This window comes from Sphingomonas sp. UYAg733 (genome assembly GCF_054057355.1).
The window spans coordinates 129,554-153,444 of sequence record NZ_JBSRZE010000002.1; the positions used below are offsets into that span (position 1 = coordinate 129,554).

24 protein-coding genes, 1 tRNA gene and 1 pseudogene are annotated in these 23,891 nt (G+C 63.6%); 19 read left to right on the top strand and 7 right to left on the bottom strand.

The window, feature by feature from the left end; all coding sequences use genetic code 11:
* Positions 1 to 62: 62 nt before the first annotated feature.
* Positions 63 to 950, bottom strand: coding sequence for a helix-turn-helix domain-containing protein (locus ACVWZA_RS05640; RefSeq protein ID WP_457310194.1), 888 nt, complete (start codon positions 948 to 950; stop codon positions 63 to 65).
* Positions 951 to 1,337: 387 nt separating this feature from the next.
* Between ACVWZA_RS05640 and ACVWZA_RS05645 the strand changes: the two genes are divergently transcribed.
* Positions 1,338 to 1,574, top strand: coding sequence for a hypothetical protein (locus ACVWZA_RS05645; protein WP_457310195.1), 237 nt, complete (start codon positions 1,338 to 1,340; stop codon positions 1,572 to 1,574).
* A gap of 206 nt (positions 1,575 to 1,780) precedes the next feature.
* Positions 1,781 to 1,974: pseudogene (locus ACVWZA_RS05650) on the top strand (transposase zinc-binding domain-containing protein); the annotation flags it as partial.
* A 7-nt stretch (positions 1,975 to 1,981) separates the two neighbouring features.
* Here the strand turns inward: ACVWZA_RS05650 and ACVWZA_RS05655 are convergent.
* Positions 1,982 to 2,599: an FMN-dependent NADH-azoreductase gene (locus tag ACVWZA_RS05655; protein WP_457310196.1), complete on the bottom strand. Its 618-nt coding sequence runs from the start codon at positions 2,597 to 2,599 to the stop codon at positions 1,982 to 1,984.
* Between the two features lie 150 nt (positions 2,600 to 2,749).
* On the opposite strand from ACVWZA_RS05655, the gene ACVWZA_RS05660 reads away from it, so the two are divergent.
* Positions 2,750 to 3,706 (top strand): LysR family transcriptional regulator, encoded by a 957-nt coding sequence (locus ACVWZA_RS05660; protein WP_457310197.1) that lies wholly within the window; start codon positions 2,750 to 2,752, stop codon positions 3,704 to 3,706.
* Between the two features lie 103 nt (positions 3,707 to 3,809).
* On the opposite strand, the gene ACVWZA_RS05665 is transcribed toward ACVWZA_RS05660, so the two are convergent.
* Positions 3,810 to 4,376 (bottom strand): DUF1993 domain-containing protein, encoded by a 567-nt coding sequence (locus ACVWZA_RS05665; RefSeq protein WP_457310198.1) that lies wholly within the window; start codon positions 4,374 to 4,376, stop codon positions 3,810 to 3,812.
* A gap of 356 nt (positions 4,377 to 4,732) precedes the next feature.
* Between ACVWZA_RS05665 and ACVWZA_RS05670 the strand changes: the two genes are divergently transcribed.
* The 10 genes from ACVWZA_RS05670 to ACVWZA_RS05715 all read left to right on the top strand — a co-directional run bounded on the left by ACVWZA_RS05670 (position 4,733) and on the right by ACVWZA_RS05715 (position 12,137).
* Entirely contained in the window at positions 4,733 to 5,398 is a 666-nt protein-coding gene (locus tag ACVWZA_RS05670; protein WP_457310199.1) for a hypothetical protein, read from the top strand.
* Between the two features lie 796 nt (positions 5,399 to 6,194).
* Complete coding sequence (locus ACVWZA_RS05675) at positions 6,195 to 6,902, top strand: response regulator transcription factor (RefSeq protein ID WP_457310200.1); 708 nt, start codon at positions 6,195 to 6,197, stop codon at positions 6,900 to 6,902.
* A complete protein-coding gene (locus ACVWZA_RS05680; protein ID WP_457310201.1) occupies positions 6,899 to 8,464 on the top strand; it encodes a stimulus-sensing domain-containing protein in 1,566 nt (521 codons plus the stop codon). Before ACVWZA_RS05675 ends, ACVWZA_RS05680 begins: the two co-directional genes overlap by 4 nt.
* Positions 8,461 to 8,913, top strand: a complete 453-nt coding sequence (locus tag ACVWZA_RS05685; RefSeq protein WP_457310202.1) for an HPr kinase/phosphorylase — start codon at positions 8,461 to 8,463, stop codon at positions 8,911 to 8,913. The genes ACVWZA_RS05680 and ACVWZA_RS05685 overlap by 4 nt, the downstream gene beginning before the upstream one ends.
* Positions 8,910 to 9,851 carry an RNase adapter RapZ gene (gene rapZ / locus ACVWZA_RS05690; RefSeq protein WP_457310203.1) on the top strand — a complete coding sequence of 314 codons (942 nt, stop codon included), beginning with the start codon at positions 8,910 to 8,912 and terminating at the stop codon, positions 9,849 to 9,851. The genes ACVWZA_RS05685 and rapZ overlap by 4 nt, the downstream gene beginning before the upstream one ends.
* Positions 9,848 to 10,255, top strand: coding sequence for a PTS sugar transporter subunit IIA (locus tag ACVWZA_RS05695; RefSeq protein ID WP_457310204.1), 408 nt, complete (start codon positions 9,848 to 9,850; stop codon positions 10,253 to 10,255). The genes rapZ and ACVWZA_RS05695 overlap by 4 nt, the downstream gene beginning before the upstream one ends.
* A complete protein-coding gene (locus ACVWZA_RS05700) occupies positions 10,255 to 10,527 on the top strand; it encodes an HPr family phosphocarrier protein (RefSeq protein ID WP_457310205.1) in 273 nt (90 codons plus the stop codon). The genes ACVWZA_RS05695 and ACVWZA_RS05700 overlap by 1 nt, the downstream gene beginning before the upstream one ends.
* A 41-nt stretch (positions 10,528 to 10,568) precedes the next feature.
* Positions 10,569 to 11,369, top strand: a complete 801-nt coding sequence (locus ACVWZA_RS05705) for a TrmH family RNA methyltransferase (protein ID WP_457310206.1) — start codon at positions 10,569 to 10,571, stop codon at positions 11,367 to 11,369.
* A 79-nt stretch (positions 11,370 to 11,448) separates the two neighbouring features.
* Entirely contained in the window at positions 11,449 to 11,859 is a 411-nt protein-coding gene (locus ACVWZA_RS05710) for a hypothetical protein (RefSeq protein WP_457310207.1), read from the top strand.
* A complete protein-coding gene (locus ACVWZA_RS05715) occupies positions 11,856 to 12,137 on the top strand; it encodes an META domain-containing protein (RefSeq protein ID WP_457310527.1) in 282 nt (93 codons plus the stop codon). Before ACVWZA_RS05710 ends, ACVWZA_RS05715 begins: the two co-directional genes overlap by 4 nt.
* Before the next feature lie 117 nt (positions 12,138 to 12,254).
* On the opposite strand, the gene ACVWZA_RS05720 is transcribed toward ACVWZA_RS05715, so the two are convergent.
* Together ACVWZA_RS05720 and ACVWZA_RS05725 are read right to left on the bottom strand one after the other, a co-directional pair.
* Positions 12,255 to 13,361, bottom strand: a complete 1,107-nt coding sequence (locus ACVWZA_RS05720; protein WP_457310208.1) for a 2OG-Fe(II) oxygenase — start codon at positions 13,359 to 13,361, stop codon at positions 12,255 to 12,257.
* A gap of 54 nt (positions 13,362 to 13,415) precedes the next feature.
* A complete protein-coding gene (locus ACVWZA_RS05725; RefSeq protein WP_457310209.1) occupies positions 13,416 to 14,816 on the bottom strand; it encodes a DNA recombination protein RmuC in 1,401 nt (466 codons plus the stop codon).
* A 78-nt stretch (positions 14,817 to 14,894) separates the two neighbouring features.
* On the opposite strand from ACVWZA_RS05725, the gene ACVWZA_RS05730 reads away from it, so the two are divergent.
* Complete coding sequence (locus ACVWZA_RS05730) at positions 14,895 to 16,574, top strand: formate--tetrahydrofolate ligase (protein ID WP_457310210.1); 1,680 nt, start codon at positions 14,895 to 14,897, stop codon at positions 16,572 to 16,574.
* On the opposite strand, the gene ACVWZA_RS05735 is transcribed toward ACVWZA_RS05730, so the two are convergent.
* Positions 16,571 to 18,571, bottom strand: a complete 2,001-nt coding sequence (locus ACVWZA_RS05735) for a putative bifunctional diguanylate cyclase/phosphodiesterase (RefSeq protein ID WP_457310211.1) — start codon at positions 18,569 to 18,571, stop codon at positions 16,571 to 16,573. The two genes, ACVWZA_RS05730 and ACVWZA_RS05735, sit on opposite strands and share 4 nt — an antisense overlap.
* 192 nt (positions 18,572 to 18,763) lie before the next feature.
* Here ACVWZA_RS05735 and moaA point away from each other — a divergent pair, with 192 nt between their 5' ends.
* The 5 genes from moaA (at position 18,764) to ACVWZA_RS05760 (ending at position 22,851) form a co-directional block, all read left to right on the top strand.
* On the top strand, positions 18,764 to 19,738 hold the full coding sequence (gene moaA, locus ACVWZA_RS05740) for a GTP 3',8-cyclase MoaA (protein ID WP_457310212.1): 975 nt from the start codon (positions 18,764 to 18,766) through the stop codon (positions 19,736 to 19,738).
* Positions 19,735 to 20,514, top strand: coding sequence for an NAD kinase (locus ACVWZA_RS05745; RefSeq protein ID WP_457310213.1), 780 nt, complete (start codon positions 19,735 to 19,737; stop codon positions 20,512 to 20,514). The genes moaA and ACVWZA_RS05745 overlap by 4 nt, the downstream gene beginning before the upstream one ends.
* Before the next feature lie 49 nt (positions 20,515 to 20,563).
* Positions 20,564 to 20,638 (top strand) — tRNA-Asn (locus ACVWZA_RS05750).
* A 163-nt stretch (positions 20,639 to 20,801) separates the two neighbouring features.
* Entirely contained in the window at positions 20,802 to 22,340 is a 1,539-nt protein-coding gene (locus tag ACVWZA_RS05755; RefSeq protein WP_457310214.1) for an ABC1 kinase family protein, read from the top strand.
* Positions 22,341 to 22,359: 19 nt separating this feature from the next.
* Positions 22,360 to 22,851 carry a methylated-DNA--[protein]-cysteine S-methyltransferase gene (locus tag ACVWZA_RS05760; RefSeq protein ID WP_457310215.1) on the top strand — a complete coding sequence of 164 codons (492 nt, stop codon included), beginning with the start codon at positions 22,360 to 22,362 and terminating at the stop codon, positions 22,849 to 22,851.
* A 338-nt stretch (positions 22,852 to 23,189) separates the two neighbouring features.
* Here ACVWZA_RS05760 and ACVWZA_RS05765 read toward each other — a convergent pair whose 3' ends face one another.
* Positions 23,190 to 23,690, bottom strand: a complete 501-nt coding sequence (locus tag ACVWZA_RS05765) for a hypothetical protein (RefSeq protein WP_457310216.1) — start codon at positions 23,688 to 23,690, stop codon at positions 23,190 to 23,192.
* Positions 23,691 to 23,891 lie beyond the last annotated feature (201 nt).

Below are 23,891 nucleotides of genomic sequence, written 5' to 3' on the forward strand. Positions count from 1 at the left end.
AGGCTCGAGATCGCCTGAAGCAGCTCTTCCACACCGATCTTGATCTGATCTGGCGGCGCGTATCAGCAGTTATCACGGAATAGGGTCGGTGTTTTGCCGGTGTCGCGCCGGAACGCGCGCGAGAACTGGCTAAGGCTGGCGAAGCCGCATTGTCGCGCGATATCAGTCAACGGCTCGCACCTTCCCGCGAGCAATGTCTTCGCATGCGCGACGCGGCGCTCGATCAGATACGCATATGGTGGCCGACCGGTGGCCTGACGGAAGGTCCGGCTGAAATGATAGGGGCTGATGCCGCACGCGGTCGCAATCTCCGGCACGCCGATCGGCGCGGCCAGATTCTGCTCGATGAAGTCGATCGCCCGTCGCAGCCGGAACGGCGCGAGAGAATGCCGAGCGCGGTCGCCGAGCGACGTCACATTCGAATGAAGGCGCAAGGTTCGACATAGCAATAGATGCATCAGATCGTCGAGATAGGCGCAGTCGCTATCTTCGCCGCTCACTTCTTCGATCAGTGAAAGCGCGAGTGATGCGAGCAGCGGATCCTGCTCACCCAGAGTCTCGGCCAGTACAACCCGCGACGCATCGCGATCGAAGGTTTCGCCGATCATGTGATTCAGGGCGTCGGGCGTGAAATATATATGGGTGAAATCAACCGGCCCTTCCGTTGCCCATTGGAATGCGGCACCGGCCGGAATGACGCTGTAGGCGCCCGAGGATACGTCGCGTGTTTGCGCACCGCCTTCGCCGCGCCGGTTCAGGCGCTTCGCGCCGCCGAGATGAATCGAGACGAAATGCTGGTCGAGGGCGGGCTGTTCGATATCCGGATCGATGCTCTGCCAACGACGCATCAACCCTGGGATGAAGGTATTTAACGAACGATCGAGCATCGGCGCGCCCGAAAGGGTCGCGCCCCAGATGCGCGGTGACAGAGTCGATGGTTCGCCTGGCATTGCACGCTCTCACTAGTCGGCCCCGTACGATCAGATACGCGGCAGGCGAGAGATTCGTTACATGTCCCTCTCGTGATTCCGTCCAGTATCGTCTTGTTTGGGCTCCGGAATCGTCGTCGGTAACTTTTGGGCTGAGGGTGCCACGACCCGATCACCGTATCTGACGGCGGTTTGCAGAATCTTGCTGTTTCTTGACCAATCCTGCCCCCGTGTGCCCGCCGCCTGCATTTTGCGCGCTGGTCGTGCGTCGATCCGCAATCCGCTCCGTTGAGTAGTTGGAGCGGCAATGGCTTCGACCGAGTGGGCGGGAATGACGTCGCCACAGACTTTCGACCGAACCACGCCGTTTTGCCAAGTCCGATTTTGGACGACGAAGGAGCCTCGATCATGAAATCCATCAAGCTTTTAGCGATGACCGCCGTTCTTGCCGCCGGCGTTGCTGCACCTGTCTTCGCGCAGGATGCGATGATGAAAAAGGACGGCATGATGAAGATGTCGAAAATGTCGAAGGCGGACAAGAAGAAGATGGCGAGTTGCCAGAAAATGTCTCACGCTATGATGATGAAGAACAAGAGCTGCATGAAGATGATGAAGATGCACCCGGACATGATGAAGAGCGGCTGATCCTGACGATTGGCGCGGGGGGCAGCCTTTTGCCGCCCCCCGACCCGCTCTTTCTTGGCTTTCGCAACCCTCGGAAGTCCGCAACACAATGTCAGCTTGCAGGATCGGTAAATGGCTTCGGCAATGACCGGCTATGTGAGGGATATCGTACACCTGCCGGTGCCCGATTTCCTTCACACAGCACGAAGCCGCTGCGCGGCAGGGGCTGCACCGACTGCGGGCCTTGGCGCGCCGCCTGTAACATTGTCGCAACCGGAATTGTCCGCGGTGCCCGGGCGCGGCCGCGCGCACCTGGCTGGCCGAGCGCGAGGCCGATCTGCTGCCGGTCAGGTACTTTCAGATCGTCTCCACGCTGCCGGCAGAGGTCGCCGTCACTGCGCTCCAGAACAAGGCGGCGGTCTCCCGCTTCACCCTTTCACGGCGCGCGCAATTTCTGGCTCGAACCGGCCGACGAAGGCGCCCATCGTTTCCTCTCCCATGTCGACGACCTTGGCGCCGCCCCCCGAAACGACCGTGACGTCTGTGATCCCGATCACGCCCAAGATCAGACGCAGATACTGGGTCGCAATGTCGCGGTCGCGGATCGGCGATCCCTCCGTGTAGATGCCCCCCGAAGCAATCAGCACGGTCGCCGTCTTGCCGGTAACCAGGCCAGTGCCATCGAAGCCGAGGGTCATCCCCTTGCGCACGATATGGTCGACCCATGCCTTGAGCGCGGCCGGAACGTTGTAATTGTAGACCGGGGTCGCGATGACAACGTGATCGGCCGCCAGTATCTCGGCGACGAGTTCGTCCGAAAGGCGCAGGGCGTTTGCAATCTCCGGGGAATGCTGCTGGGCCGGCGTGAAATAGGCCTGCAGCCACGGTGCAGTAACAAACTGCAGATTGGTTTGCGCAAGATCGCGGACGGTGACGCTGGCATCCCGGTGTGCCGCCTTCCACGCAGATATGAACCGCGCGGTCAGATGCCGGGAGATCGAGGAATCGCCGCGCGGGCTGGTTTCGACGACGAGGAGCTTGGACATGAATTTCTCCGATTGTAATACGCTTTGCGGGCATTGGCCTTCCGGGCCAGAGGGCATGCGAGGCAACGACTGGTTGAAGGCATCCGATTTAAGGGGCTCGACCACCTTGCGGGAGCGATGAAATCATGATCAACTCCATCGTCAGGAGTGATGGACTTGATCGGCAATCTCAGCCTCGACCAACTGCGCGTCTTGGTGACGATCGCGGACACGGGCAGTTTTTCGGCTGCCGGGCGCAAGCTCGGCCGCGCTCAATCCGCTATAAGTCAGATCGTCGCGTCGCTTGAGGGAGCGCAGGGCGTCGGGCTGTTCGATCGGAGCGGCCACCGACCGAGGCTAACGGAAATTGGGGATGTGCTGGTCGCGCAGGCACGGTCGGTGCTGGCTAGCGTTACGCGCTTCGAGGCGGTCGCGGCAAACACGCGCGCCGGTCTTGAACCAGAGCTTGTACTTGCGATCGATCCGCTGGTGCCGACCGCGCCGCTGATCGACAGCTTGCGTGCATTGGGTTGCATGTTCCGCGATCTCCCGGTCAGTTTCTCGACCGAAGGGCTTGGCGGATCGCTGCGACGGCTGCGGAGCGGTTCGGCCGCGCTCGCGATCTGCCTGCTGTTACCCGCCGTTCCCGACGATATCGCGGCCTATCCACTGCTTCGTATCCGGGTGCGCGCCGTTTGCTCTCCCGCACACCCGCTGGCCGCGCTGCGCCGCGCCGCCACGCACGACGATCTGGCACCGCACGTTCAACTCGTCCTTTCGGACCCCGTCGATCCAGGCAGCGCGAATTACGGGCTGTCGAGTTCACGCCTGTGGCGTTTCGTCGACCTGGCGCGCCGCCTCGACTTCTTGCTTGCGGGTTTCGGATGGTGCCGCATGCCAGAGCATCTCGTCGCCGACGCTGTTGCCGCGGGTCGATTGGTTTGGCTCGAGATCGAAGATGACCCGACGCCGCAAGAAGGCCTGCCAATCTACGCGGCGCATCGGCGCGATCGCCTGCTTGGCACCGCCGGGCGCTGGTTGCTTGACGACCTCCGGCAAAGGCTGGGCTCGGCCGAAAGCCAGATGCGCGCTCCGTTTCAGAAACCCTGTATCAGTTCTGATTTGTAAGCCGCGCCCCCGAACGGGGGCGTCCATGATTGCGGTGCACACTGGGAAGTAAGCGGCCACCCAGCCTTCAAAGCCACACGCTGGTACAGGTCCGCAAACCTCCCTACTGCGTCGGCGCGGTGCCAGGGCGCAGGTACGCAAACATGTGCGCGACATAATCGGTTTTGCCCAAGTCGACACCTTGAGCGCGTAGTATCGCGTAGGCGATCATCAAGTGGAAGTAGAACTGCGGTATCGCCCAATCGCGAGCATATTGTTCGGCAGTGAGATCGAACACCATGCCTTGAGGTAGCGCATGGACGATCAGCGTCGCCGGGTCCATCACTGGCGCAACTGCGGCGGCCGCCTCTACTGCCGCCACAGTCTCGGCGATCCTCGCTCGCGCATCCGCAATCGTACCAGGGCGCTCGGCCGCGTTCCGGCCCTCATCCAGGAGGACCGCTACCGAGTCCGGCAAGTCCTGCCCGCGAAGCCGGGCCACGCCTTCGTGTGCCTGAACGCACGCGAAGCGGACCTGGGTAGAAAGCGGGAACATGTCAGGGGCAAGGCGCGCAACGAGAAGCGACTGAGCTTCGTCGCCGGGTTTCTGCGCCTCGGCCTTGCCGAGCCAGGCGGACAACGCGCTCAGCATCTGTATGTAGGTCGGCGTGAGGACGTCCGGCAGGGTCATGATGATTCCTCTTCTACGTTCGCGGCCAATATGGGCGACGTGGGCCGTTTACGCCGGCCCGGACGTGAGCGCCACGTCTGCCGATCATTCATCTGCTGAATTCCGCGCATAAGGATCCAGAAGCCGACAATCCCGCCCACGCCCCGGACGCCCATCCATGTTTGAGTTCGGTCGCTCGCGCGCGCGCGCGCGGCCGGTTTTGTCACAGCGGATTTCCCGACGGACGGTGCGGCCTAATGTTCGACTGCTCACGACCACCCACGGACGTTCACGCCAATTGATGCGGGCCGACAAAGCGAACATACCGACAAGCCCAACTGGTGGCGTAGGATGGCGCGATGCGAAGAATGATTTCCGTGGCGACGATCCTTGCGGCAGCCGCTCTGGCTTCTCCTGTCTGGGGGCAAGCAACAGCGCGCACATGTAGCGCGGTCGAAGAAGCAGGGCCCGCATGCCTGCTATCCCGCAAGGAATTGCCATCTTTGCCATCCGGTTCGCTCTTCTGGCATATGGACAAGTTTACAACCAGGGCGGCAGCTGAACGTGCGGTCAGCCCGACGGGCACGGTCGTGGAGGCGTTCGGATCGATCTGGCTCTTCACCATCCAACATGCCGGTTGGCGGCCCAAGGGAGGTGAGCATGTCTCGCAGATCGGGCCGCTTCCTGTTGAACCGGCCCGAATTTATGCTGCTGAATATCTCAGGTCGATATTCAAACCCGGTACTACTGCGCCACTTCACGTTCATTCCGGGCCGGAAGCATTCTACGCTGTCAGTGGCGATACCTGCCTCGAAACACCCGATGGCGTTCAGATCGGTCGAGGCGCCGGCAACAGCCTGGTGATCAAGGCTGGCCCGCCTATGCTCCTCATGGCGATCGGCAAAGCCCCCCGGCAGGGCTTCGCGTTGATCCTGCATGACGCCGACCAGCCACCTACGACCCTAACTCAAATGTGGCACCCTCAAGGGCGTTGCGCACAGCAGCTTTCGATCGATCAGAATGAAATGCCGACCGGCCACTAAGTCCAGGTGGCGTTCACGTGGCGGCCCGCGCCGTGAGTTCACGAATGGCCGGTTTCAGGAAGCGCAAGTTGTTATGGGCGCGATAAAGACGGTGATCCCTGTCTGCACCCCTTGTTGTCGGGTCCCGATCTCGATGCCGCGCCGTCCTGCCAGCACGGCACGCATATTGTATGCATTGTATGCAATGCATACAATGCATACAATGCATACAATGCAATCAACACGGCGAACACTCCTTACCGTCGCGAAAGTCTCGTGAACGGGAAATAGCGGGACGCGATACCTGTTTCGCGATTGCCAGGATTCTTGCGCCGGAGAAACATCTAACTGCTTGTTTTTTTGTAATTTTCTGTCGAGTATCAAGAGCCTGCGAGCGTCCCGGTATCTGGGCACATCGATGGAACCACTCGCCTGCGGGGCATGGAGATGTGACACAATAGGGTGTTTCATATCTCCCTCCACCCTTGCCGGGCCGATCGGTCCAAAGCGGCGAGGACATGAAAGGCGACATGCATGGCAAATGCGATGTGGCGGCCGAACGAACTACGCGGCCGATTCAACCCCGCCCGCTCAACTCCTAGACCATGCCTCAACGGCACTTCGCCCATGATCTCCCCGCTCTTTCACAGGATCGACCCCATCTCCCACTTCCCGTCCCGGATACCGACAAACCCGCCGGCATATCCGCTGCTATCGGTTCGGCACGCGGTCGCGGATATCGCGCCGGTCCACCAATCCGGTTGAGCGTGCCCCGCCTTTGCACTACCGATGCCGTAACAAATCATGAGGCTGCCGAATGACGGCGACGATCGCGCTCGTCGATGACGACCGCAACATCCTGACTTCCGTATCGATCGCGCTTCAGGCCGAGGGGTTCGTCACGCGAGTCTATTCCGATGGCGAGACCGCGTTGAAGGCGCTGATCGAAAATCCGCCCGACCTGGCGATCTTCGACATCAAGATGCCGCGCATGGATGGCCTGGAATTGCTGCGGCGCTTGCGTGAGAAACAGGCGACACCGGTGATCTTCCTCACCTCGAAGGATGACGAGCTCGATGAAGCGCTCGGCCTGGCGATGGGTGCTGACGATTATATCGCCAAGCCCTTTTCCCAGCGCCTGCTGATCGCCCGGATCCGCGCGATCCTGCGTCGCACCGAACTGGCTCAGGCCGGCCCCGCCGAAGACGGCGAGGTGCCTGCGGGTGAGCTGGTGCGTGGACGGCTGACGATGGACACCGCGCGGCACCGCGTGACCTGGGCCGGGGCGAATGTGACGCTGACCGTGACCGAATTCCTGATCCTCGAAACGCTGGCACAGCGGCCGGGCATCGTGAAGACCCGCAACCAGTTGATGGATGCGGCGTATCAGGACGACATCTATGTCGATGATCGCACCATCGACAGCCATATCAAACGCGTGCGCCGCAAGTTCCGGCAGATCGACCCCGAATTCGATGCCATCGAAACGCTGTATGGCGCCGGATACCGCTTTTCAGAGGAATGAAGCCAAGGCATGACGACGGCGAGTTGTCGCTTCGCTGGTCCGGCCGTGTTTCGCTCACGCCACGGATCCTGTTCGTCAACATCTTCGCACTGGCGCTGCTCGCGGGCGGGTTCTTCTATCTCGATTCCTATCGCAGCCGGATCGTCGACAGCCGCGTCGCGCAGGCAAGCCGGGAGGCACGCCTGATCGCCGAAGCGCTTCGATCGGTGCAGCCGGAACGGCGCGATGCGCTGGCATTGCGACTGGCGCGCGACACCGGCGCGCGGCTGCGCATCTATGACGAGGCGGGAACGCTGATCAGCGACACCCGCGCGCTGGGCTTGCGCAACGTCGTGCTGCAGGATCCGGACAAGCAGGACTGGGGTCAGGGTGCCGCGCGTTTCCTGGATGCGATGATTGACACGGTGGTCGGCGCGCCGCGCGCGCCGCTCTTTCGCGAACGGGCGGCCGGGCTCGACTGGCCGGATGTCCGCACCGCCAGTAACACCGAAACCGCGCCGGCGACGGTGTGGCGCGCGCCCGATCGAACGCCGGTCATCACCGCCGCCGCCGCCATCCCCGGCCCTCCGGGCGAACGGCGCGTGGTCATGACGACGACCAACGCGACCGACATCACTCAGACGGTCCGCGTCGAGCGCTTCCGGCTCAGCGTCGTGCTGCTGATCGTCGCGATCGTCTCGGTCCTGTTGTCGCTGTTCCTCGCGCGCACGATCGTGCGGCCGTTGCGCAGGCTGGCCCGGGCCGCGGTGCGGGTCCGGCTGGGTCGCGCGCGCGAAGTTGTCGTGCCGCGCCTGCCGACCCGCCGCGACGAAGTCGGCATGCTGGCGCGCGCCCTGTCGGACATGAGCCTAGCGCTCCGGGCGCGGATCGACGCGACCGAGGCCTTTGCCGCCGATGTGACGCATGAAATGAAAAACCCGCTCGCGTCGCTGCGCTCGGCGGTCGAGGGACTGTCGCTGGTCCGCGATCCCGAACTGCAGGAACGGCTGCTCGCGATCGTGCGCGACGATGTCCACCGCATGGACCGGCTGATCACCGATATATCCGAAGCCTCGCGGCTCGATGCGCAGCTCAGCCGCGCCAAGTTCGAACAGGTCGATATCGGCGCAATGATCGCGGCCTTGCTCGAACAGCGCGCCGACCGCGGCACCAACCGCGGTGTCCGGTTACGCTTCGACCAGCGCCGCGGCGAACCGCTGATCGTGATGGGCGAAGGTGCGCGGCTCGAACGTGTGTTTGAAAATCTGATCGACAATGCGGTGTCCTTCTCGCCCGATGGCGGGTTGATCACCATCGCTGCGGCGCGCGATCAGGACGATCTGGTGATCAAGGTCGAGGATGAAGGACCCGGTGTCCCGGAAGAGGCGCGCGAGCAGGTATTCAGCCGTTTCCAGTCGCTCCGCCCGGAAAGCGAGGAATTCGGTAAGCATTCGGGACTAGGCCTCGCCATTGCGCGGGCCATCGTCGAAGGGCATCAGGGGACAATCTCGGTCGAATCGCGCGAAGACCGATTGAGCGGGGCACGTTTCGTGGTGACATTACCGCTGAGGGATCGCAGATGAGCCGCGACCCGCAGATTCCTACCGTCTCGACCGAGACGCTGCACGTCTCGACCGTCGCGATCGACGGGCGTGCCGTATTGCTCGAAGGTCCCTCGGGATCCGGCAAGTCCGACCTTGCGTTGCGCCTGATCGATCGCGGTGGCGTGCTGGTCAGCGACGATTACACCATCCTGGTGCGCAGCGGCGATGCATTGCTCGCCTCCGCCCCCATGACGATCGCCGGCCGGATCGAAGTACGCGGCCTCGGCGTCGTCGCGATGCCGCATGTCGGACGCATCCCGGTCGCGCTGCTGGTGCGCCTGGCCAGCGGGTTCGACCGCATGCCGCTCGACAAGATGGAGCGCAGGATCGCCGGAATCGTCGTTCCCGAAGTGATCCTCGACGCCCATGAAGCGTCCGCCCCGATCAAGGTCGAGCTGGCATTGAAGCGCCTGACGAAACCGGCATGACGCACGATCCGAAGAATATCCTGCTGGTCACGGGGATGTCGGGCGCGGGCAAATCCACCGTGCTGCGAACGCTTGAGGACCTCGGCTGGGAGGTTGTCGATAATTTGCCATTGCTGCTGCTCGACCGGCTGCTGTCCGCCCCGCTGCCCGAGGGCGCGGAGACGGCCGCGCAGCCATTGGCGCTCGGCATCGGCGCGCGCACCCGCGACTTCGACCCGGATCGCGTGGTCAAGCGAATCAAGAAACTACACAAGGAACATGGCCACGACATCGGCACATTGTTCCTCGATTGCGCTGGCGCCGAACTGGAACGGCGCTATTCCGAGACGCGGCGGCGGCATCCACTCGCGCTGGACCGGCCGGCGAGCGACGGGATCGCACGCGAACGCGAACTGCTCGCACCGCTCAGGCGCTGGGCCAACCGGCTGATCGACACGACCAACATGACCGCCAACGAGCTGGCGCAGAAGGTGCGCGAGACGTTTTCCGGCGAGGGACTCGGTGAACCGACGCTGTCGATCATGTCGTTCGGATACGCGCGTGGCGTGCCGCGCAATGCCGATCTGGTGTTCGACATGCGTTTTTTGCGCAATCCGCACTGGGTCGAAACACTCCGGCCGGGCACCGGACTCGATGCGGATGTCAGTGCCTATATCGCGGGCGACCCCGCTTATGACGCGGCGCTGGACCAGATCGAATCGCTCCTCCTGCTTCTGCTCCCGCGTTACCGGGCGGAGGGAAAGTCTTATGTTACGATCGCATTTGGCTGTACCGGGGGGAGACACCGCTCAGTGCATGTCACGGAACGGGTAGCCGCACGGTTGCGCGACGCGGGATTTTCCCCCACGGTCACTCACCGCGATCTTGCCGCGGCGCCCCAGGACTCGCTGGAGGGCGCCCCGACGAACCCGCCTGGGAGTGGAACTGTTTTGCAATGATCGGCCTGGTTCTGGTGACGCATGGGCGCCTCGCCGATGAGTTCGTGACCGCAATGGAGCACGTTGTCGGCAAGCAGGAGCGCATCGCGACGATCGCGATCGGCCCCGATGACGACATGGAGGCGCGGCGTGGCGACATCGCGGAGGCGATCACGACGGTCGATGCCGGCAATGGCGTCATCCTGTTGACCGACCTGTTCGGCGGCACGCCGTCGAATCTCGCCATCTCGCTGATGGAAAAGGGCCGGGTCGAGGTGATTGCCGGGATCAACCTGCCGATGCTGATTCGGCTGGCCTCGGCGCGGACCAAGATGAAAGTGGTCGATGCCGTCGCCGCGGCGCGCGAGGCGGGCCGCAAATACATCACCGTCGCTTCCGAAGTGCTTGGCGAGGCCGCTGCCTGATGCCGGTGCAGCGGACCGTTCTGATCACCAACAAGCGTGGGCTCCACGCGCGTGCCAGCGCGAAATTCGTCACCCTCGCATCGGCTCAGCCGGTCGAGCTGTCGGTTGAAAAGGATGGCGCGGGCAGCGTTACCGGGACCTCGATCATGGGGCTGATGATGCTCGGCGCGGCAATGGGCGATTCGATCACGATCAGCGCCGATGGCGATGGTGCGGAGGCCGCGGTCGGCGCGCTGTGTGATCTGGTGGAAGCCAAGTTCGGCGAGGAATGATCCCGATCTCTCTCAGCTCCCGCCCGCGGGAGGAAAAATAAATGCCGCGTGAGATTACCGCCTTTTCCAATCCGCTGGTCAAGCGCATCCAGAGCCTGCGCCAGAAGCGCCATCGCCGCGAGGAAGGGCTGTTCCTGGCCGAAGGGCTGCGCATCCTGACCGAAGCACGCGAGAATGGTCGGATCCCGGAATATCTGTTCTTCTCGAAAGAAGGCGCGGCGCATCCGCTGGTACGGACGCTGGTGTTCGATGTCGAGGATAGCGGCGGCCAGGCGATTCAAACCTCGACCGATATCCTGTCCAAGCTATCGGGCAAGGACAATCCGCAAGCGGTGGTTGGCGTATTCACCGAATTCCCCTCCGTCCTGTCGGTACTCGACCGGACCAGCGCCGATATCTGGCTGGTCGCGGAACGGCTGCGCGACCCGGGCAATCTCGGCACGATCCTGCGCACCGGCGATGCGGTCGGCGCGGGCGCGCTGATCCTGATCGGCGAATCGGTCGATCCATTCTCGGTCGAAGCGGTGCGCGCGAGCATGGGCGCACTGTTTACCGTGCCGGTCGTGCAGGCCGAATGGAGCGATTTTCTGCCCTGGTTACGCAGCGGCCCCGGCCAGCTCGTCGGTCTGAGCCTCGACACCGACACCGATTATCGCGCAGCGAAATACGCCACTCCGACATTCCTGCTCACCGGCAACGAGGCACAGGGCATGCCGGCCGACTATGCGACCGAATGCGATATGCTGGTCAAGATCCCGATGCTCGGCAAGGCGGACAGCCTGAACGCCGCTGTGGCGACGGCGGTGATGGCCTATGAAGTGCTCTCGCAGCATCGCGGTTGAACCCTTCCGCTCGCTGAATGGTTACGTAACGATCGGTTCAGCCGCGCGACCCTATCGCGGGCTTTCAAGGAGACCCGACATGAAGTTCGCCCTCGCGCTCGCTGCCCCTGCCCTGTTGCTGACCGCCCCCGTCCTGGCGGCGACTCAGCGTCCCTTGCCCTACAGGGCGGTCGGCACGGAGCCCGGATGGACGCTGACGATCGATCGCGGCCTGATCCGCTATGTCGGCGACTATGGACGGACCAAAGTCACGACCAGGGCACCTGTCGCGCGACCCAGTTTCAACGGGCTGCGCTATGTCACCCGGCGCATCACGGTCGATGTCACGCGCGTGCGGTGCGGCGACGGAATGAGCGACCGCGTCTTTCCTGACAAGGTGACCGTGAAGGTCGGACGCAAGACGGTCAGCGGCTGCGGCGGTGACCCGATTATGGCATCGACGCCCCGATCACCGGCGCCTGGCGCATCGAGAGCGTCAGCGGACAGCTGACCCGAGGCGCAAAATCCGCATCAATCACGTTCGATGAAAATCGAATCAGCGGCAATACCGGCTGCAATGGCTTTAGCGGTGGGTTCCGCTTCGAGCGCGGGTTCCTGACCGCAGGGCCGTTGGCATCGACTCGTATGGCCTGCCCTCCGCGAGGCATGGCTCAGGAACAGGCGATCCTCGGCGTGCTCGGACAGCGCCTCAGCGTGAGTGCGAACCAGAACGGCAAGCTCGTGCTGAGCGGACGCGGTCAGGCACGCTTGGTGTTGAATCGCGACTAGAGCAACCAACGCTCGCGTACGGCCACATCACGGCGATAAACAGTCGCGGCAAGAAACCCGGATCGAGGGCGAGTTCGATCCACGCGTGGTTCATGCGCTGTCGATATGCCGAACCGGTCACGGCGCGGGCACGGTACCGGCGCTGTAGCTACCGAGATCGGGCGCAAGGAAGCGTAAATTCTGTTCGCGTAACGCCGCACCGGCGTCATCGTACAGGAACGGCAGGAACGCATAGCGCTTGCCGCGCGTGACCGGTGTCGCCTCGTGCAACAACGAACAGGAAAAGACCGCGGCACCGCCGGTCGGCGCGCGGTAGGTTCGCGTGCCGAATTCGGGAAAGCGCAGATCGCCGCCGTCATAGTCATCGGCATTGAGGTTGATCGTGCAGGCGAATTTGCGGTGCGCGGTGCCCCTGGTCGTGTTGTCGCGGTGCGCGCGGAAATGGCCGCCGCCATTGTCGCCATCATAACAGGCGACGATCCAGCGTTCGACCCGGGTCGCGTCGAACTGAAAAGCGCGGCTGATCATCGGTCGCAGAAACCGGTTGAGCCGCGCCCTGAGCGTCGCGATCAGCTCTTCGTCCTCGATGATGCAGTCCGATCGCCGCTTATGGTCATGATCGACCTTTAGTACGGTCATGCCGCTCTCCTCGCGCATGAAGCCCGATTCCTCGCCGCCAACCGTTTCGTACAGGTCGATCAACCGGCGGCACAACGCGGGTTCGAGGATGCGCGGGGCGATCAGCACCGGCGCGTTCGCGTCCTGGCTCTGGCTGGTCAACGCCGCCAGCCCGGCCATGATCGTCTCGCCGCCGGCAATCTCGGCGCGCTGGACGACGCGGAGCATCGCATCGAGCAGCAGCCAGTGCGGGCGATAACGCAGGCCTTCCCCCTCGCCATCGATCGCACCATATCTTTCGGACACAGCGCGATCGTGATCGACGAACCAGCGGATGCCGGGCAGCGATTGTTCGATGCGCTTTTCCTGCACGTCGGCCGGATCGATCGACACCCCGAAGAAGCAGGCATTGGCATCGTCGAACAAATGCCGATGACGCTCCATCACTTGTAGCGCCTCCTGGCTGGCGGCCCACGCAGCGCTGCCGTGGAACAGCAGCACGATCGGACGGCCGGCGACCGAATCGAAGGCGTAGCGCGGGTTGCCGTCGAGCGCGGCGGCGTGGAACCAGGGTGCGGGATCGCCCGGGACGAGTAGGGTGGCCATGGACCAACGGATACCGGATCGATCGAGGGTGTAAACCTTCGACCCGATCAGACTCTACTCCGCCGCTTCGTCCAGGCCACCTTCGATCAGCACTGGCTCGCCGCCATAGCGCGCCAGTGCCTCGACCGGCGGCACGTCCTCGATCTCGCGCGCGCCGGGTTCGATATTGAGGTCCTTCAGCTTGCGCGCGGTGACCAGTGTACGACTTTCGAAACTCGACACGAAGGCGTTGTAATTATTGACCGCCGAGGTCAGCCCGCCGCCGACCTTGCGCAGATCGCCCGCCGCCTTGGCCAACCGGTCGTAAAGCTCTTTGCCGAGCTCGCCGATCTGGCGCGCTTCCTTGGCGAGCCGTTCCTGACGCCATACCGCCGCGACCGTCCGCGCGATCGCGATCAGGTTGGTCGGGGTGGCGAGCAGGACGCGCTTTTCGAACGCGAAGTCCCATAATGTCGGTTCCTGTTCGAGCGCCGCCGACAGGAAATGCTCGCCGGGGACGAACATGATGACGTAGTCCGGTGCGTCGGCGAACTGGCTCCAATAGGCTTTGTTGCCGAGGCCGTTGATATGCGCTTTCATCGACGCGGCATGAAGCACCAGCCCGCGGGTTCGCTCCTCCTCATCGACCGCGCCGAACGCGTCCTGATAGGCATTGAGTGACACCTTGGCGTCAATCACCAGGCTGCGGCCGCCCGGTACGGTGACGATCGCGTCGGGGCGCAGCCGCCCGCCCTCATCGCCGCCGGCCACGCTGACTTCGGTCTGGAAATCGGTGTGTTCGGCCAGGCCACAGCTTTCGAGCACGTTTTTCAATTGCTGCTCGCCCCAGCGGCCACGCGATTTCGGCGCGTTGCGTAAGGAATTGACCAGCTTGGCGGCCTCGGAGCTGACCTTTTCCTGGCCGATGCGCATCTGTTCGATCTGGCCCTTCAACTCGCTGAAGGCGCCTTTGCGCTCGGTTTCGACCTTGGAAACGGCTTCCTCATATTTGAGCAGGCGATCGCTCACCGGCTGGAGCATGGATTTCAAATTCTGCCCGGCGGTTTCTTCGGATTGCTTGAAACGAGCATCGGCGCGTTCAAGGAAATTCTTCTGCGCCTCGGTCAGAAGTTTGTTGGCTACTTCATTGAAATGCCCGGTCATTGCCTCGCGCGAATTCTTGAACTCCTCAAGCCGCGCCTCGAACGCGCTGGCATGTGCCTTAAGCGTTGCATTCTCCGTCCGCACATAATCGCGTTCGTCGCGGATCAGCGAGAGTTCCTCACGCAGTTGGTCAGCCGCCCTCGCCCGCTCCTCCGCCGAAGCGAGATCGACGATCACGCGCTTATATTCATCGGTCCGCGTATCGCGTTCGGCGCGGGCCTCCGCACTTCCCCGACCGCCAACGAACCAGCCCAGCCCGAGCCCGATCAAAAGGACGGCGATCATCAACAGTGGAACAGTCAGGCCGGTCATCGTGCGCCTCGTTGGAACATTGCGAGAACCTTAAACCGAAGGATTGTGTTGCGCCAGCCCATGAGTAGGACTGACGTCATGCTGACTGACATAGAGATTTCCCGCGCCGCTACATTGAAGCCGATCGGGGAGATTGCCGCCAAGCTGTCGATTCCCCCCGGAGCCGTCGAGCCTTATGGACATTTCAAAGCGAAGATCGACCTGTCGCGCGTCCCGACGACGGGAAAACAGGGCAAGCTGATCCTGGTCACCGCGATCAATCCGACACCCGCCGGCGAGGGCAAGTCGACCACCTCTGTTGGCCTCGCCGACGCGCTCAACAGGATCGGCAAGCGCGCGGTGCTCTGCCTTCGCGAGCCCTCACTCGGTCCCTGTTTCGGCACCAAGGGCGGCGCTGCCGGTGGCGGATACGCCCAGGTCGTGCCGATGGAGGACATCAACCTCCATTTCACCGGTGATTTCCATGCGATCACCTCAGCGCATAATTTGCTCGCGGCGATGATCGACAACCATGTGCATTGGGGCAATGCGCTCGATATCGATGTGCGCAGGATCATGTGGCGGCGCGTCCTCGACATGAATGACCGCGCGCTCCGCGATATTGCGCAGTCACTCGGCGGACCGGCCAATGGATTCCCACGCGAAAGCGGGTTCGACATCACCGTCGCGTCCGAGGTCATGGCGATTCTGTGCCTGGCAAGCGACCTGGAAGATCTCGAAGCACGGCTCGGGCGGATCGTCGTCGCCTATACGCGCGGTTCCGACAAAAATGGACGGCGACCTATCACCGCGCGCGATTTAAAAGCGGATGGCGCCATGGCGGTGCTGCTGGCACAGGCGGTGAAGCCCAATCTGGTGCAGACGCTCGAGGGCAATCCGGCGTTCGTGCATGGTGGGCCGTTCGCCAATATCGCGCATGGCTGCAATTCGGTGATCGCAACGCGCGCGGCGCTTTCGCTGGGCGATTATGTGGTGACAGAGGCCGGTTTCGGTGCCGATCTGGGCGCGGAGAAATTCTTCGACATCAAATGCCGGCAGACCGGGCTGAAGCCGTCCGCCGCGGTGATCGTCGCGACGGTGCGCGCGCTGAAAATGAATGGCGGCGTGGCCAAGGCCGATCTCGGCACGGCCGATCCGGAGGCGGTACGGCGTGGCGGCGTCAACCTCGCGCGGCATATCGAGAATGTGCGCCAGTTCGGCGTGCCGGCAATCGTCGCGATCAACAATTTCTCCACCGACAGCGAGGCCGAACTGGATGCGATCCGCGAAATCGCCTCGGCACAGGGGTCGGAAGCGATATTGTGCACGCACTGGGCCGATGGCGGCGCGGGTGCCGAAGCGCTGGCCGGGCGGGTCGCCGAACTGTGCGATCATGGCACGCCGCAATTCGCACCGCTCTACGACAATGGCCTGTCGTTGTTCGACAAGATCAACACCGTCGCGACACGCATCTATCGTGCGGAGGAAGCGATCGCCGATCCAGGCGTGCATGCTCAGTTGAAGCGGTGGGAGGATGCTGGGTTCGGCGCCCTACCCGTCTGCATGGCGAAGACGCAGTACAGTTTCTCGACCGACCCGGCGAAGCTGGGCGCGCCGACCGGCCATGTCGTATCGGTGCGCGAGGTGCGGCTTGCGGCCGGTGCGGGATTCGTCGTGGCGATCTGCGGCGAGATCATGACCATGCCCGGTCTACCCCGCGTACCGGCGGCGGAGTCTATCCGCTTCGGCAAAAATGGCGAGATCGAGGGGCTATTCTAGGCCCCGCTCGTCATCAAACTCAGCAGTGTCTCGACATCGACCGGCTCAGAGCACAGGAAACCCTGATAATATTGGCACCCTTCCTTCGCCAGAAGGTCGAGCTGCTCGGTCGTCTCCACCCCTTCGGCGATCACCGACAGGCCTAGTGAGCGGGCCATGTCGATCACTCCGCGCACCACCACCCGGTCGCGCGCGGTGCCGGCAATGTCCTGGGCGAGCTTTTTGTCGATCTTGAGGTAATCGAGCGGCAGCGATTTGAGATAGGCCAGGCTCGAATAGCCCGTACCGAAATCGTCGATCGCGATGCGGCATCCGGCGCTGCGCAACGTCGCGAGCAGGGTCGAAGCCACGCCCAGATCTTCGATCAGCCCGCTCTCAGTGATCTCGAGCGTGAGGCGCTTGCGCGGAAAGCCGCTGGCGTCGATCCGGTCGAGGAACAGATCGGCGAACCCCGGTCGGGCGATATCGCCGGCAGTCAGGTTGAGCGAGAGGCGTAAGCCAGCCAGCGCGGCGGGCCATGCCGCCGCGCGCGCCATGACGATACGCTGGATATGGTCCGACAGCCCGATCTCCAGGTCGGCCCGGGTGGCGGCCGCGAACAATGCATCGGCCCCGATCGTGCCGAGCACCGCATGATCCCAGCGCGCCAATGCCTCGACCCCGACGATTTCGCCGGTCGATACCGACACCTGTGGTTGGAACAAGATGTCGATATCGCCCTGGTCGATCGCCTGGCGCAGTTGTGACGCGAGCCGGTCGATTGGCGCGTCGCTCTCGCCAGCCTCGGCAACACGCACCGTCGCGCTGTCCGAAGCCTTGGCGTCGGCCAGCGCCTCGCTCGCCCGGCGCAGCAGCTTGGCGGCACTATCCGCTACGCTGCGTTCGGCCATGCCGATCCGGCAGCCCAGTACGACGATCGATTCGCCGATTACGAACGGCCGTGCGAGCGCGCCGGCGATATGTTCGACCGCCAGATCGATCCGTTCGCGCGGCGCGGCCGTCGCGATAAGATATTCCGAGCCGCCCATTCGCGCGACAAGCGCGCCGCGCTCGAGCGTTTCGCGCGCCACTTCCTCGATCCGGCGATGCGCGCCGCGCAACAGGCCATCGCCCGCCGACCGACCATAAGCGGTGTTGACGACCTCGAAGCGGTTGAGCGCGACCAGGATGACGGTCAACGGTACGTCCACGGCGCCATCGTCCGATCGGGCCAGCCGGCGCTCGATCCAGCGCCGCGCGCCACCGGCATCGCGCGATAGCGCCAGCGCATCGCGCATCGCCGCGACCGAGTCCGGCGCATTGCCGAGCGGCTCGACCAACGCATCGATCCGCCCGGCCTTTTCATCGAGTTGCAGATGCTGAACCACGCGGCCGACATTGATCAGGTCGTGCGCGAAAGCGGTGGTGTGGCGCGCGCCCGTCAGGCGGCGCAGTGCGGCAATCGCGGCACGGCGCTCCTGGGTGTCGAGCGTCCGCAGCAAGGTGCGCGGCGATGGTTCCTCGTCGATGTCGAGCAACCGCGCAAAACCGGGGGTCAGCAGGACCGCGCGACTGCGCAGATCGAGCCGCCAGCCAAGCGGATCGGCGGGTCCGCTGGCCTGCCATTCCCCCGCCATGCGCTCGGCATGGCGCGCGGCGAAGCGCAGCGCCTGCACAAACTCAGCCTCGCTGAACGGGCTGGCGAGGAAATGCGTCGCGCCGGCATCGTAGAATCGCCCGATCGCATCGACATCGCCGCGCGACACAAGAGCGAGCATCGCCCCGCCGTTCGATCCGATCGCGCCGCCAAGTGCCGTAGCCGCTTCGAGCCCCTCGGCGAGCGAGCCGCGCGCATCGATCACCGCGACCGGCGCGCCACTGCCAAGGAAACGCCGCTCAGCCCCAGCTGTGCGGCGAGCGGCGACGACTTGCCAGCCGGCATCCGCCGCGATCGCGGCGAGTTCGTCGCGCTGCCTGAACGACAGAATATAGAGCGGGGCCAGCGTCACTTCGGTCACAGAACTCGCATCTCCCCGTCCATCCCGAGCCCCGTCGAAGCACCACCCTGCTCTTTCCGACGTTTACGATCGAAGAACAAGGCTTGCCCAGCGCTAGGCGGGCACCGTGTTCGATCGGGTGAAAAGTCTAACACCCTTGTTACCGACCCGATGAAAGCCTAGCTCTCACTCATGACATGCGCGCCAGCCCTGATGGACCGCCACGGGCGCACGATCAGTTATCTGCGCATCTCGGTTACCGATCGATGCGACCTGCGCTGTCGTTATTGCATGGCCGAGCAGATGACCTTCCTGCCCAAGGCGGCGCTGCTGAGCCTCGACGAGATTGCGATCATCGCCGAACGCTTCGTCGCGCGTGGCATCACGAAGATCCGCCTGACCGGCGGCGAGCCGCTGGTGCGCCGCGATGTCGGCGACCTGGTCAAGCGTCTCGGGCGGCATGTCGGGGCCGGCCTGAACGAACTGACCATGACCACCAACGGCAATCGTCTCGCTGAACATGCCGGGGCGCTGGTCGATGCAGGCATGCGCCGCATCAATGTCAGCCTGGACAGCCGCGACCCCGACCTGTTCCGCCACATCACGCGCCATGGCGATGTCGGTCGCGTGATCGACGGCATCTTTGCCGCGCGCGATGCCGGCCTTGCGGTCAAGATCAACATGGTCGCGCTGAAGGGCTGGAACGAGCAGGAGATCGCGCCGATGCTCAGCTGGTGTCGCGACGAGGGCCTCGACCTGACGCTGATCGAGACGATGCCGCTCGGCGCGGTGGATGAGGACCGTACCGACCGTTTCCTGCCGCTGACCGCCGTGATGGATGATCTGCAGGCGCAATTCCCGCTGATCCGCGATGCCCATAACAGCGGCGGTCCCGCGCGCTATTGGCGGATTGCCGATACCGATACGCGGCTTGGGCTCATCTCCCCGCTCACCGCCAATTTCTGCGACACCTGCAACCGCGTCCGCCTGACCACCGAGGGCGTGCTTTACACGTGCCTCGGCCATGACGACCAGGTCGATTTGAAGGCGACCCTGCGTGCGCAAGGCGTGGATGGTCTCGACGCGGCGCTCGATGCCGCCTTGCTGACCAAACCCGCGCGGCATGATTTTGATATCGCCGCCGCCAGCCCGGCGGTCGCGCGCCACATGAGCGTCACCGGCGGATGAGCGATTTACAACGGCGCGCGCTGGTCGCTTCGCCCACGTCCCAAGCCCAAAAGGCTGCCAAGGAGCTGGCCGATGCGCATGACTGGGTCCATCCCGAAGATGCGGATCTGATCGTCGCACTCGGCGGCGATGGTTTCATGCTGCAGACGCTCCACGCTATGCTCGAACGGCGCAAGCCGATCGTGCCTGTGTTCGGCATGAACCTGGGCACGGTCGGTTTCCTGATGAACGAATGGCAACGGCACGGTCTCGACGAACGGCTCGCCCGAACCAAGCCGTTCAAAGTCACGCCATTGTCGATGACCGCCGTCACGGTCGGCGGCGATACCTATTCCCTGCCCGCGATCAACGAAGTCTCGCTGTTGCGCGAAACGCGCCAGACGGCGAAGCTGGAGATCACGCTCAACGACCGTGTCGTCATGCCCGAACTGGCGTGTGACGGCATATTGGTGGCCACGCCGGCCGGATCGACCGCCTATAATTTTTCGGCGCAGGGCCCGATCCTGCCACTCGGCTCCAACCTACTCGCGCTGACGCCGATCAGCCCGTTCCGGCCGCGGCGCTGGCGCGGCGCAATCCTGCCCGACAAGGCGCGTATCAGCATCAAGGTGCTCGAGCCCGCCAAACGCCCGGTGAGCGCGGTCGGCGACCAGCGCGAAGTGCGCGACGTCGCCCGTGTCGACGTCGTCATCGACCGATCCCGCGAACTGACTTTGTTGTTCGATCCCGAGCATGCGCTCGACGATCGCATCACGATGGAGCAATTCGCGGCTTGAAGGCCTTGCATCCTCATTTCAGCCGGTTATAGAGCCCGCCACGACATATTCCCTGATAGCTCAGCGGTAGAGCTCTCGACTGTTAATCGAGTGGTCGTAGGTTCGAATCCTACTCAGGGAGCCAGTCTGTATGAAACCGCCGATGCCTTGCATCGCCCGTTTCAAGGTTCTGTCGCAATCCACGCAAAAATACGGCGATAGCGTTCGACCAGCCAATCAATAGCCATGTGTTGCTCGCTAGCCGACACGCGGTGGACCCGCGCGTTATCGCCCCCTATTCAACATACATGTTCGAAAGCATCATCGTCGTCGCGCGAGACCGGCAGCGGCTTGTCGATATCGGTTCGGTCGCAACCCGTTTCGGCCTTGGCGCGTTGCTCGCGCGACTTGGGCTGGAGCGTTCGGCGCCACAGCCGGACGGCGAAGCCGGGCAAGCCCAGCTGCTGCCCCAGTCAATGCCGGAGCGTTGCCGCATGGCGCTCGAAGCGCTGGGTCCGACCTTCGTAAAATTCGGCCAGATCCTCGCGACCCGTGCCGACCTCCTGCCGCCGGACTGGATCGCCGCGTTCGAACAGTTGCACAGCGCGGCCCCGGTGGTGCCGTTCGAAGACCTGCGTGCCGCCGTCGAACAGGCGCTCGGCGAACCGCCCGAAACCGCCTTCGCGTCGTTCGACCCGGAGCCGCTTGCCGCCGCGTCGATGGCGCAGGTGCACCGCGCGACGCTTTGCGACGGCCGCGCGATCATCCTCAAGATCCGGCGCCCCGGCATCCGTCCGATGATCGAGGCCGATCTGCGACTGATCGCGCATCTCGCCAAACTCGCCGAGGGCGCGAGCGCGGATATCGCCCGGCTGCGGCCCCGTGACTTGCTCCAGCAGCTGACCGAAGCGGTGCTCGAGGAACTCGACTTCAGTCATGAAGCCCGCAACGCCGAGCGTTTCGCCAGCGACTTCGCCGGCAATGATCGCGTCGTCATTCCCGCGATCCACTGGGAATGGACATCCGAAACGCTGCTGACGATGGATTATGTCGCGGGCACGCCACCAACAGATGCGACACGACTGGAGACGGCCGGAATCGATCCACGGCGGATCGCCGCACTCGGCGCGGAAATCATCCTCGACATGGTGCTGGTCAATGGCCGCTTCCACGGCGATCCGCATCCCGGCAACCTGCTGTGCCTGACCGGCGATCGGATCGCGCTGCTCGACTTCGGCATGATGGGCCATGTCAGCCCCAGGCGGCGCGAGGAGATGACCGGCTTCGTTCAGTCGCTGGTCTCGGGCGATCCGGCGCGGCTCGCCGAAATCCTGACCGCCTGGACCGAAGGCGGCGGCGTGCCGCCGGCGCGGATCTCCGCCGCCGCCGATCGGCTGATAGCGCGTCACGGCCAGGGCCGGCTCGTGCTCGCCCGTGTCGTTGCCGATTTCATGGCGCTGATGCGCGAAGAGCGGCTCTCCATGCCGCCCGACCTGGTGCTGATTTTCAAGGCGCTGGTGACGATCGATGGCGTGTTGATGCGGATCGATCCGACGTTCGATCTCGCAGTGGCGGCGACGCGCGCCTGGGGCAAGGTAATGCTGTCGCGATATTCGAGCGAGGCGTTGCGCGATCGGCTGAGTGGGTTGCTGCTCGATCTTGCGGTGACCGGCGACGATCTGCCACGGCTTTTGCGCGCAACAATCAGGAAGCTCACCGCACCCCCGGTCGATATAAGCACCGATATCGCGCGCCTAACGGTCGGCGCGTCGCGGACCGGGCGCCTGATTTGCCTGAGCGTCTTCGCGGCCGGCGCCATGATTGCGGCGGCGATCTTGCTCAACTGACCGCTGAAAGAATGAAGAGATGAGCTATTCATACAAGATGATCGCGTCGCCGGTCGGTGAGTTGAAGCTCATCGCCAGCGAAAAGGGTTTGGCGGCGATCCTGTGGGAAAATGACGATCCGAAGCGGGTTCGTCTTGGTCCGCTAGTTGAGCAGGCAGACAATCCCTTTCTGGTCGAAACAGAATGCCAGCTCGACGCATATTTCGCCGGCGAATTGACGACCTTCACCATCCCGCTCGATTTCAACGGAACCGACTTCCAGAAGAGCGTCTGGGCGGCATTGCTCGAAATCCCGTTCGGCGAAACGCGCAGCTATGCGCAGATCGCACGGCAGCTCGGCAGACCGACGGCATTCCGGGCGGTCGGCGCGGCGAATGGCAAGAATCCGATCTCGATCATCGCGCCCTGTCACCGCGTCCTGGGCTCGAGCGGCGCACTGACGGGATTTGCGGGTGGCCTTGCGGCGAAGGAATATCTGCTCGGGATCGAGGGCGCGCGGCTGGCGGCCTGAATGCCTATCGCTCCCGGCAATACTGGGACGCATCACACCGACGAACTCACCCTGAGGCCCGTCGAACCGGGCGGTCAGCACCAAATCGGCCTGTTCGAGCATCACCGGCGAATTGGCGCGATGCATTGGCCAGGGTGCCGCATTTCGCCATTTCGGAAAGCCCATGTTTCCCCAGCAGGTCGGTGGTGAAACTCGCCATCGATGCCGACCGCGCGAGGTGGAACGGATGACCGCTCAACCAGTGGGAAACGCGCCAAACATTACGGCTCCACCAACCTCATGGCCCACGTCGCGACGCCTGACGCGATGTCGTCGACGCGCAGGACTTCGGCCAGGCGCTAGCGACGACAGTTACGTGCGACCTGCAACCCGCGCAGAAAACCACGCCTCGCCACACCCGCGTCAATCGCCGCGTTCAGACGGCGTTCTGCGGGCCCCGCGCCGCTGACTTCGCGTACGATACCGCGGAAGGGAATGAGTGAATTCACCAGCGCAGCACCGCCGATCTTGGCAACGTTCCGCTTGTTCTGGGTCGGCGATGCCGAGAAATCCGGACCGATTACATCGTTCAGTGCGGCAATCGACGACGCAAGCCGCGCGCAGCCACTCGTCCCGTCGGTGGTATAGGGGTTCTCGCTCACTTCGGCGAGCAAGGGCGGGATCTTGGTTTTCTCGATACCGACGTCGCGAGCGGGCTGTGTGACGATCTGCGCGGTCGATTGTTCGTTTTTGGATTGCGCCGCCGCGAAATTGACCGGACTAACGACCGCGATGGCTGCGGCGATCGCGATAAATGGTGAATAACGGCTGCGCGTCTGAACGGTTGACGTCGATGTCATGGCTGATCCTTGATGAGTATTCCGACCGCGAGCATACGGCATACACGATTGGGAATGTCGTATCGCAAACGTCCCGATCTCGAAGTAGATCCATATCATTCCAGGCAGTACGCGAATATTGGCTCGGCACGTCTTCCGCGCCCGGGGAAAGGCGCGCATAGTTAACGTCATCCAGCCCTGAGCCGATCCCGCGCGTCGGCA

Excerpts from the sequence above, each read along its gene's own strand:
- ACVWZA_RS05730 (WP_457310210.1), top strand. The coding sequence starts at position 14,895 with ATGCTGACTGACATAGAGATTTCCCGCGCCGCTACATTGAAGCCGATC.
- ACVWZA_RS05655 (WP_457310196.1), bottom strand. The coding sequence starts at position 2,599 with ATGTCCAAGCTCCTCGTCGTCGAAACCAGCCCGCGCGGCGATTCCTCG.
- ACVWZA_RS05660 (WP_457310197.1), top strand. The coding sequence starts at position 2,750 with ATGGACTTGATCGGCAATCTCAGCCTCGACCAACTGCGCGTCTTGGTG.
- ACVWZA_RS05755 (WP_457310214.1), top strand. The coding sequence starts at position 20,802 with ATGTTCGAAAGCATCATCGTCGTCGCGCGAGACCGGCAGCGGCTTGTC.
- ACVWZA_RS05645 (WP_457310195.1), top strand. The coding sequence starts at position 1,338 with ATGAAATCCATCAAGCTTTTAGCGATGACCGCCGTTCTTGCCGCCGGC.
- ACVWZA_RS05710 (WP_457310207.1), top strand. The coding sequence starts at position 11,449 with ATGAAGTTCGCCCTCGCGCTCGCTGCCCCTGCCCTGTTGCTGACCGCC.
- ACVWZA_RS05745 (WP_457310213.1), top strand. The coding sequence starts at position 19,735 with ATGAGCGATTTACAACGGCGCGCGCTGGTCGCTTCGCCCACGTCCCAA.
- rapZ (WP_457310203.1), top strand. The coding sequence starts at position 8,910 with ATGACGCACGATCCGAAGAATATCCTGCTGGTCACGGGGATGTCGGGC.
- moaA (WP_457310212.1), top strand. The coding sequence starts at position 18,764 with ATGGACCGCCACGGGCGCACGATCAGTTATCTGCGCATCTCGGTTACC.
- ACVWZA_RS05675 (WP_457310200.1), top strand. The coding sequence starts at position 6,195 with ATGACGGCGACGATCGCGCTCGTCGATGACGACCGCAACATCCTGACT.
- ACVWZA_RS05765 (WP_457310216.1), bottom strand. The coding sequence starts at position 23,690 with ATGACATCGACGTCAACCGTTCAGACGCGCAGCCGTTATTCACCATTT.
- ACVWZA_RS05700 (WP_457310205.1), top strand. The coding sequence starts at position 10,255 with ATGCCGGTGCAGCGGACCGTTCTGATCACCAACAAGCGTGGGCTCCAC.
- ACVWZA_RS05720 (WP_457310208.1), bottom strand. The coding sequence starts at position 13,361 with ATGGCCACCCTACTCGTCCCGGGCGATCCCGCACCCTGGTTCCACGCC.
- ACVWZA_RS05705 (WP_457310206.1), top strand. The coding sequence starts at position 10,569 with ATGCCGCGTGAGATTACCGCCTTTTCCAATCCGCTGGTCAAGCGCATC.
- ACVWZA_RS05680 (WP_457310201.1), top strand. The coding sequence starts at position 6,899 with ATGAAGCCAAGGCATGACGACGGCGAGTTGTCGCTTCGCTGGTCCGGC.
- ACVWZA_RS05665 (WP_457310198.1), bottom strand. The coding sequence starts at position 4,376 with ATGACCCTGCCGGACGTCCTCACGCCGACCTACATACAGATGCTGAGC.
- ACVWZA_RS05640 (WP_457310194.1), bottom strand. The coding sequence starts at position 950 with ATGCCAGGCGAACCATCGACTCTGTCACCGCGCATCTGGGGCGCGACC.
- ACVWZA_RS05685 (WP_457310202.1), top strand. The coding sequence starts at position 8,461 with ATGAGCCGCGACCCGCAGATTCCTACCGTCTCGACCGAGACGCTGCAC.
- ACVWZA_RS05695 (WP_457310204.1), top strand. The coding sequence starts at position 9,848 with ATGATCGGCCTGGTTCTGGTGACGCATGGGCGCCTCGCCGATGAGTTC.
- ACVWZA_RS05760 (WP_457310215.1), top strand. The coding sequence starts at position 22,360 with ATGAGCTATTCATACAAGATGATCGCGTCGCCGGTCGGTGAGTTGAAG.
- ACVWZA_RS05725 (WP_457310209.1), bottom strand. The coding sequence starts at position 14,816 with ATGACCGGCCTGACTGTTCCACTGTTGATGATCGCCGTCCTTTTGATC.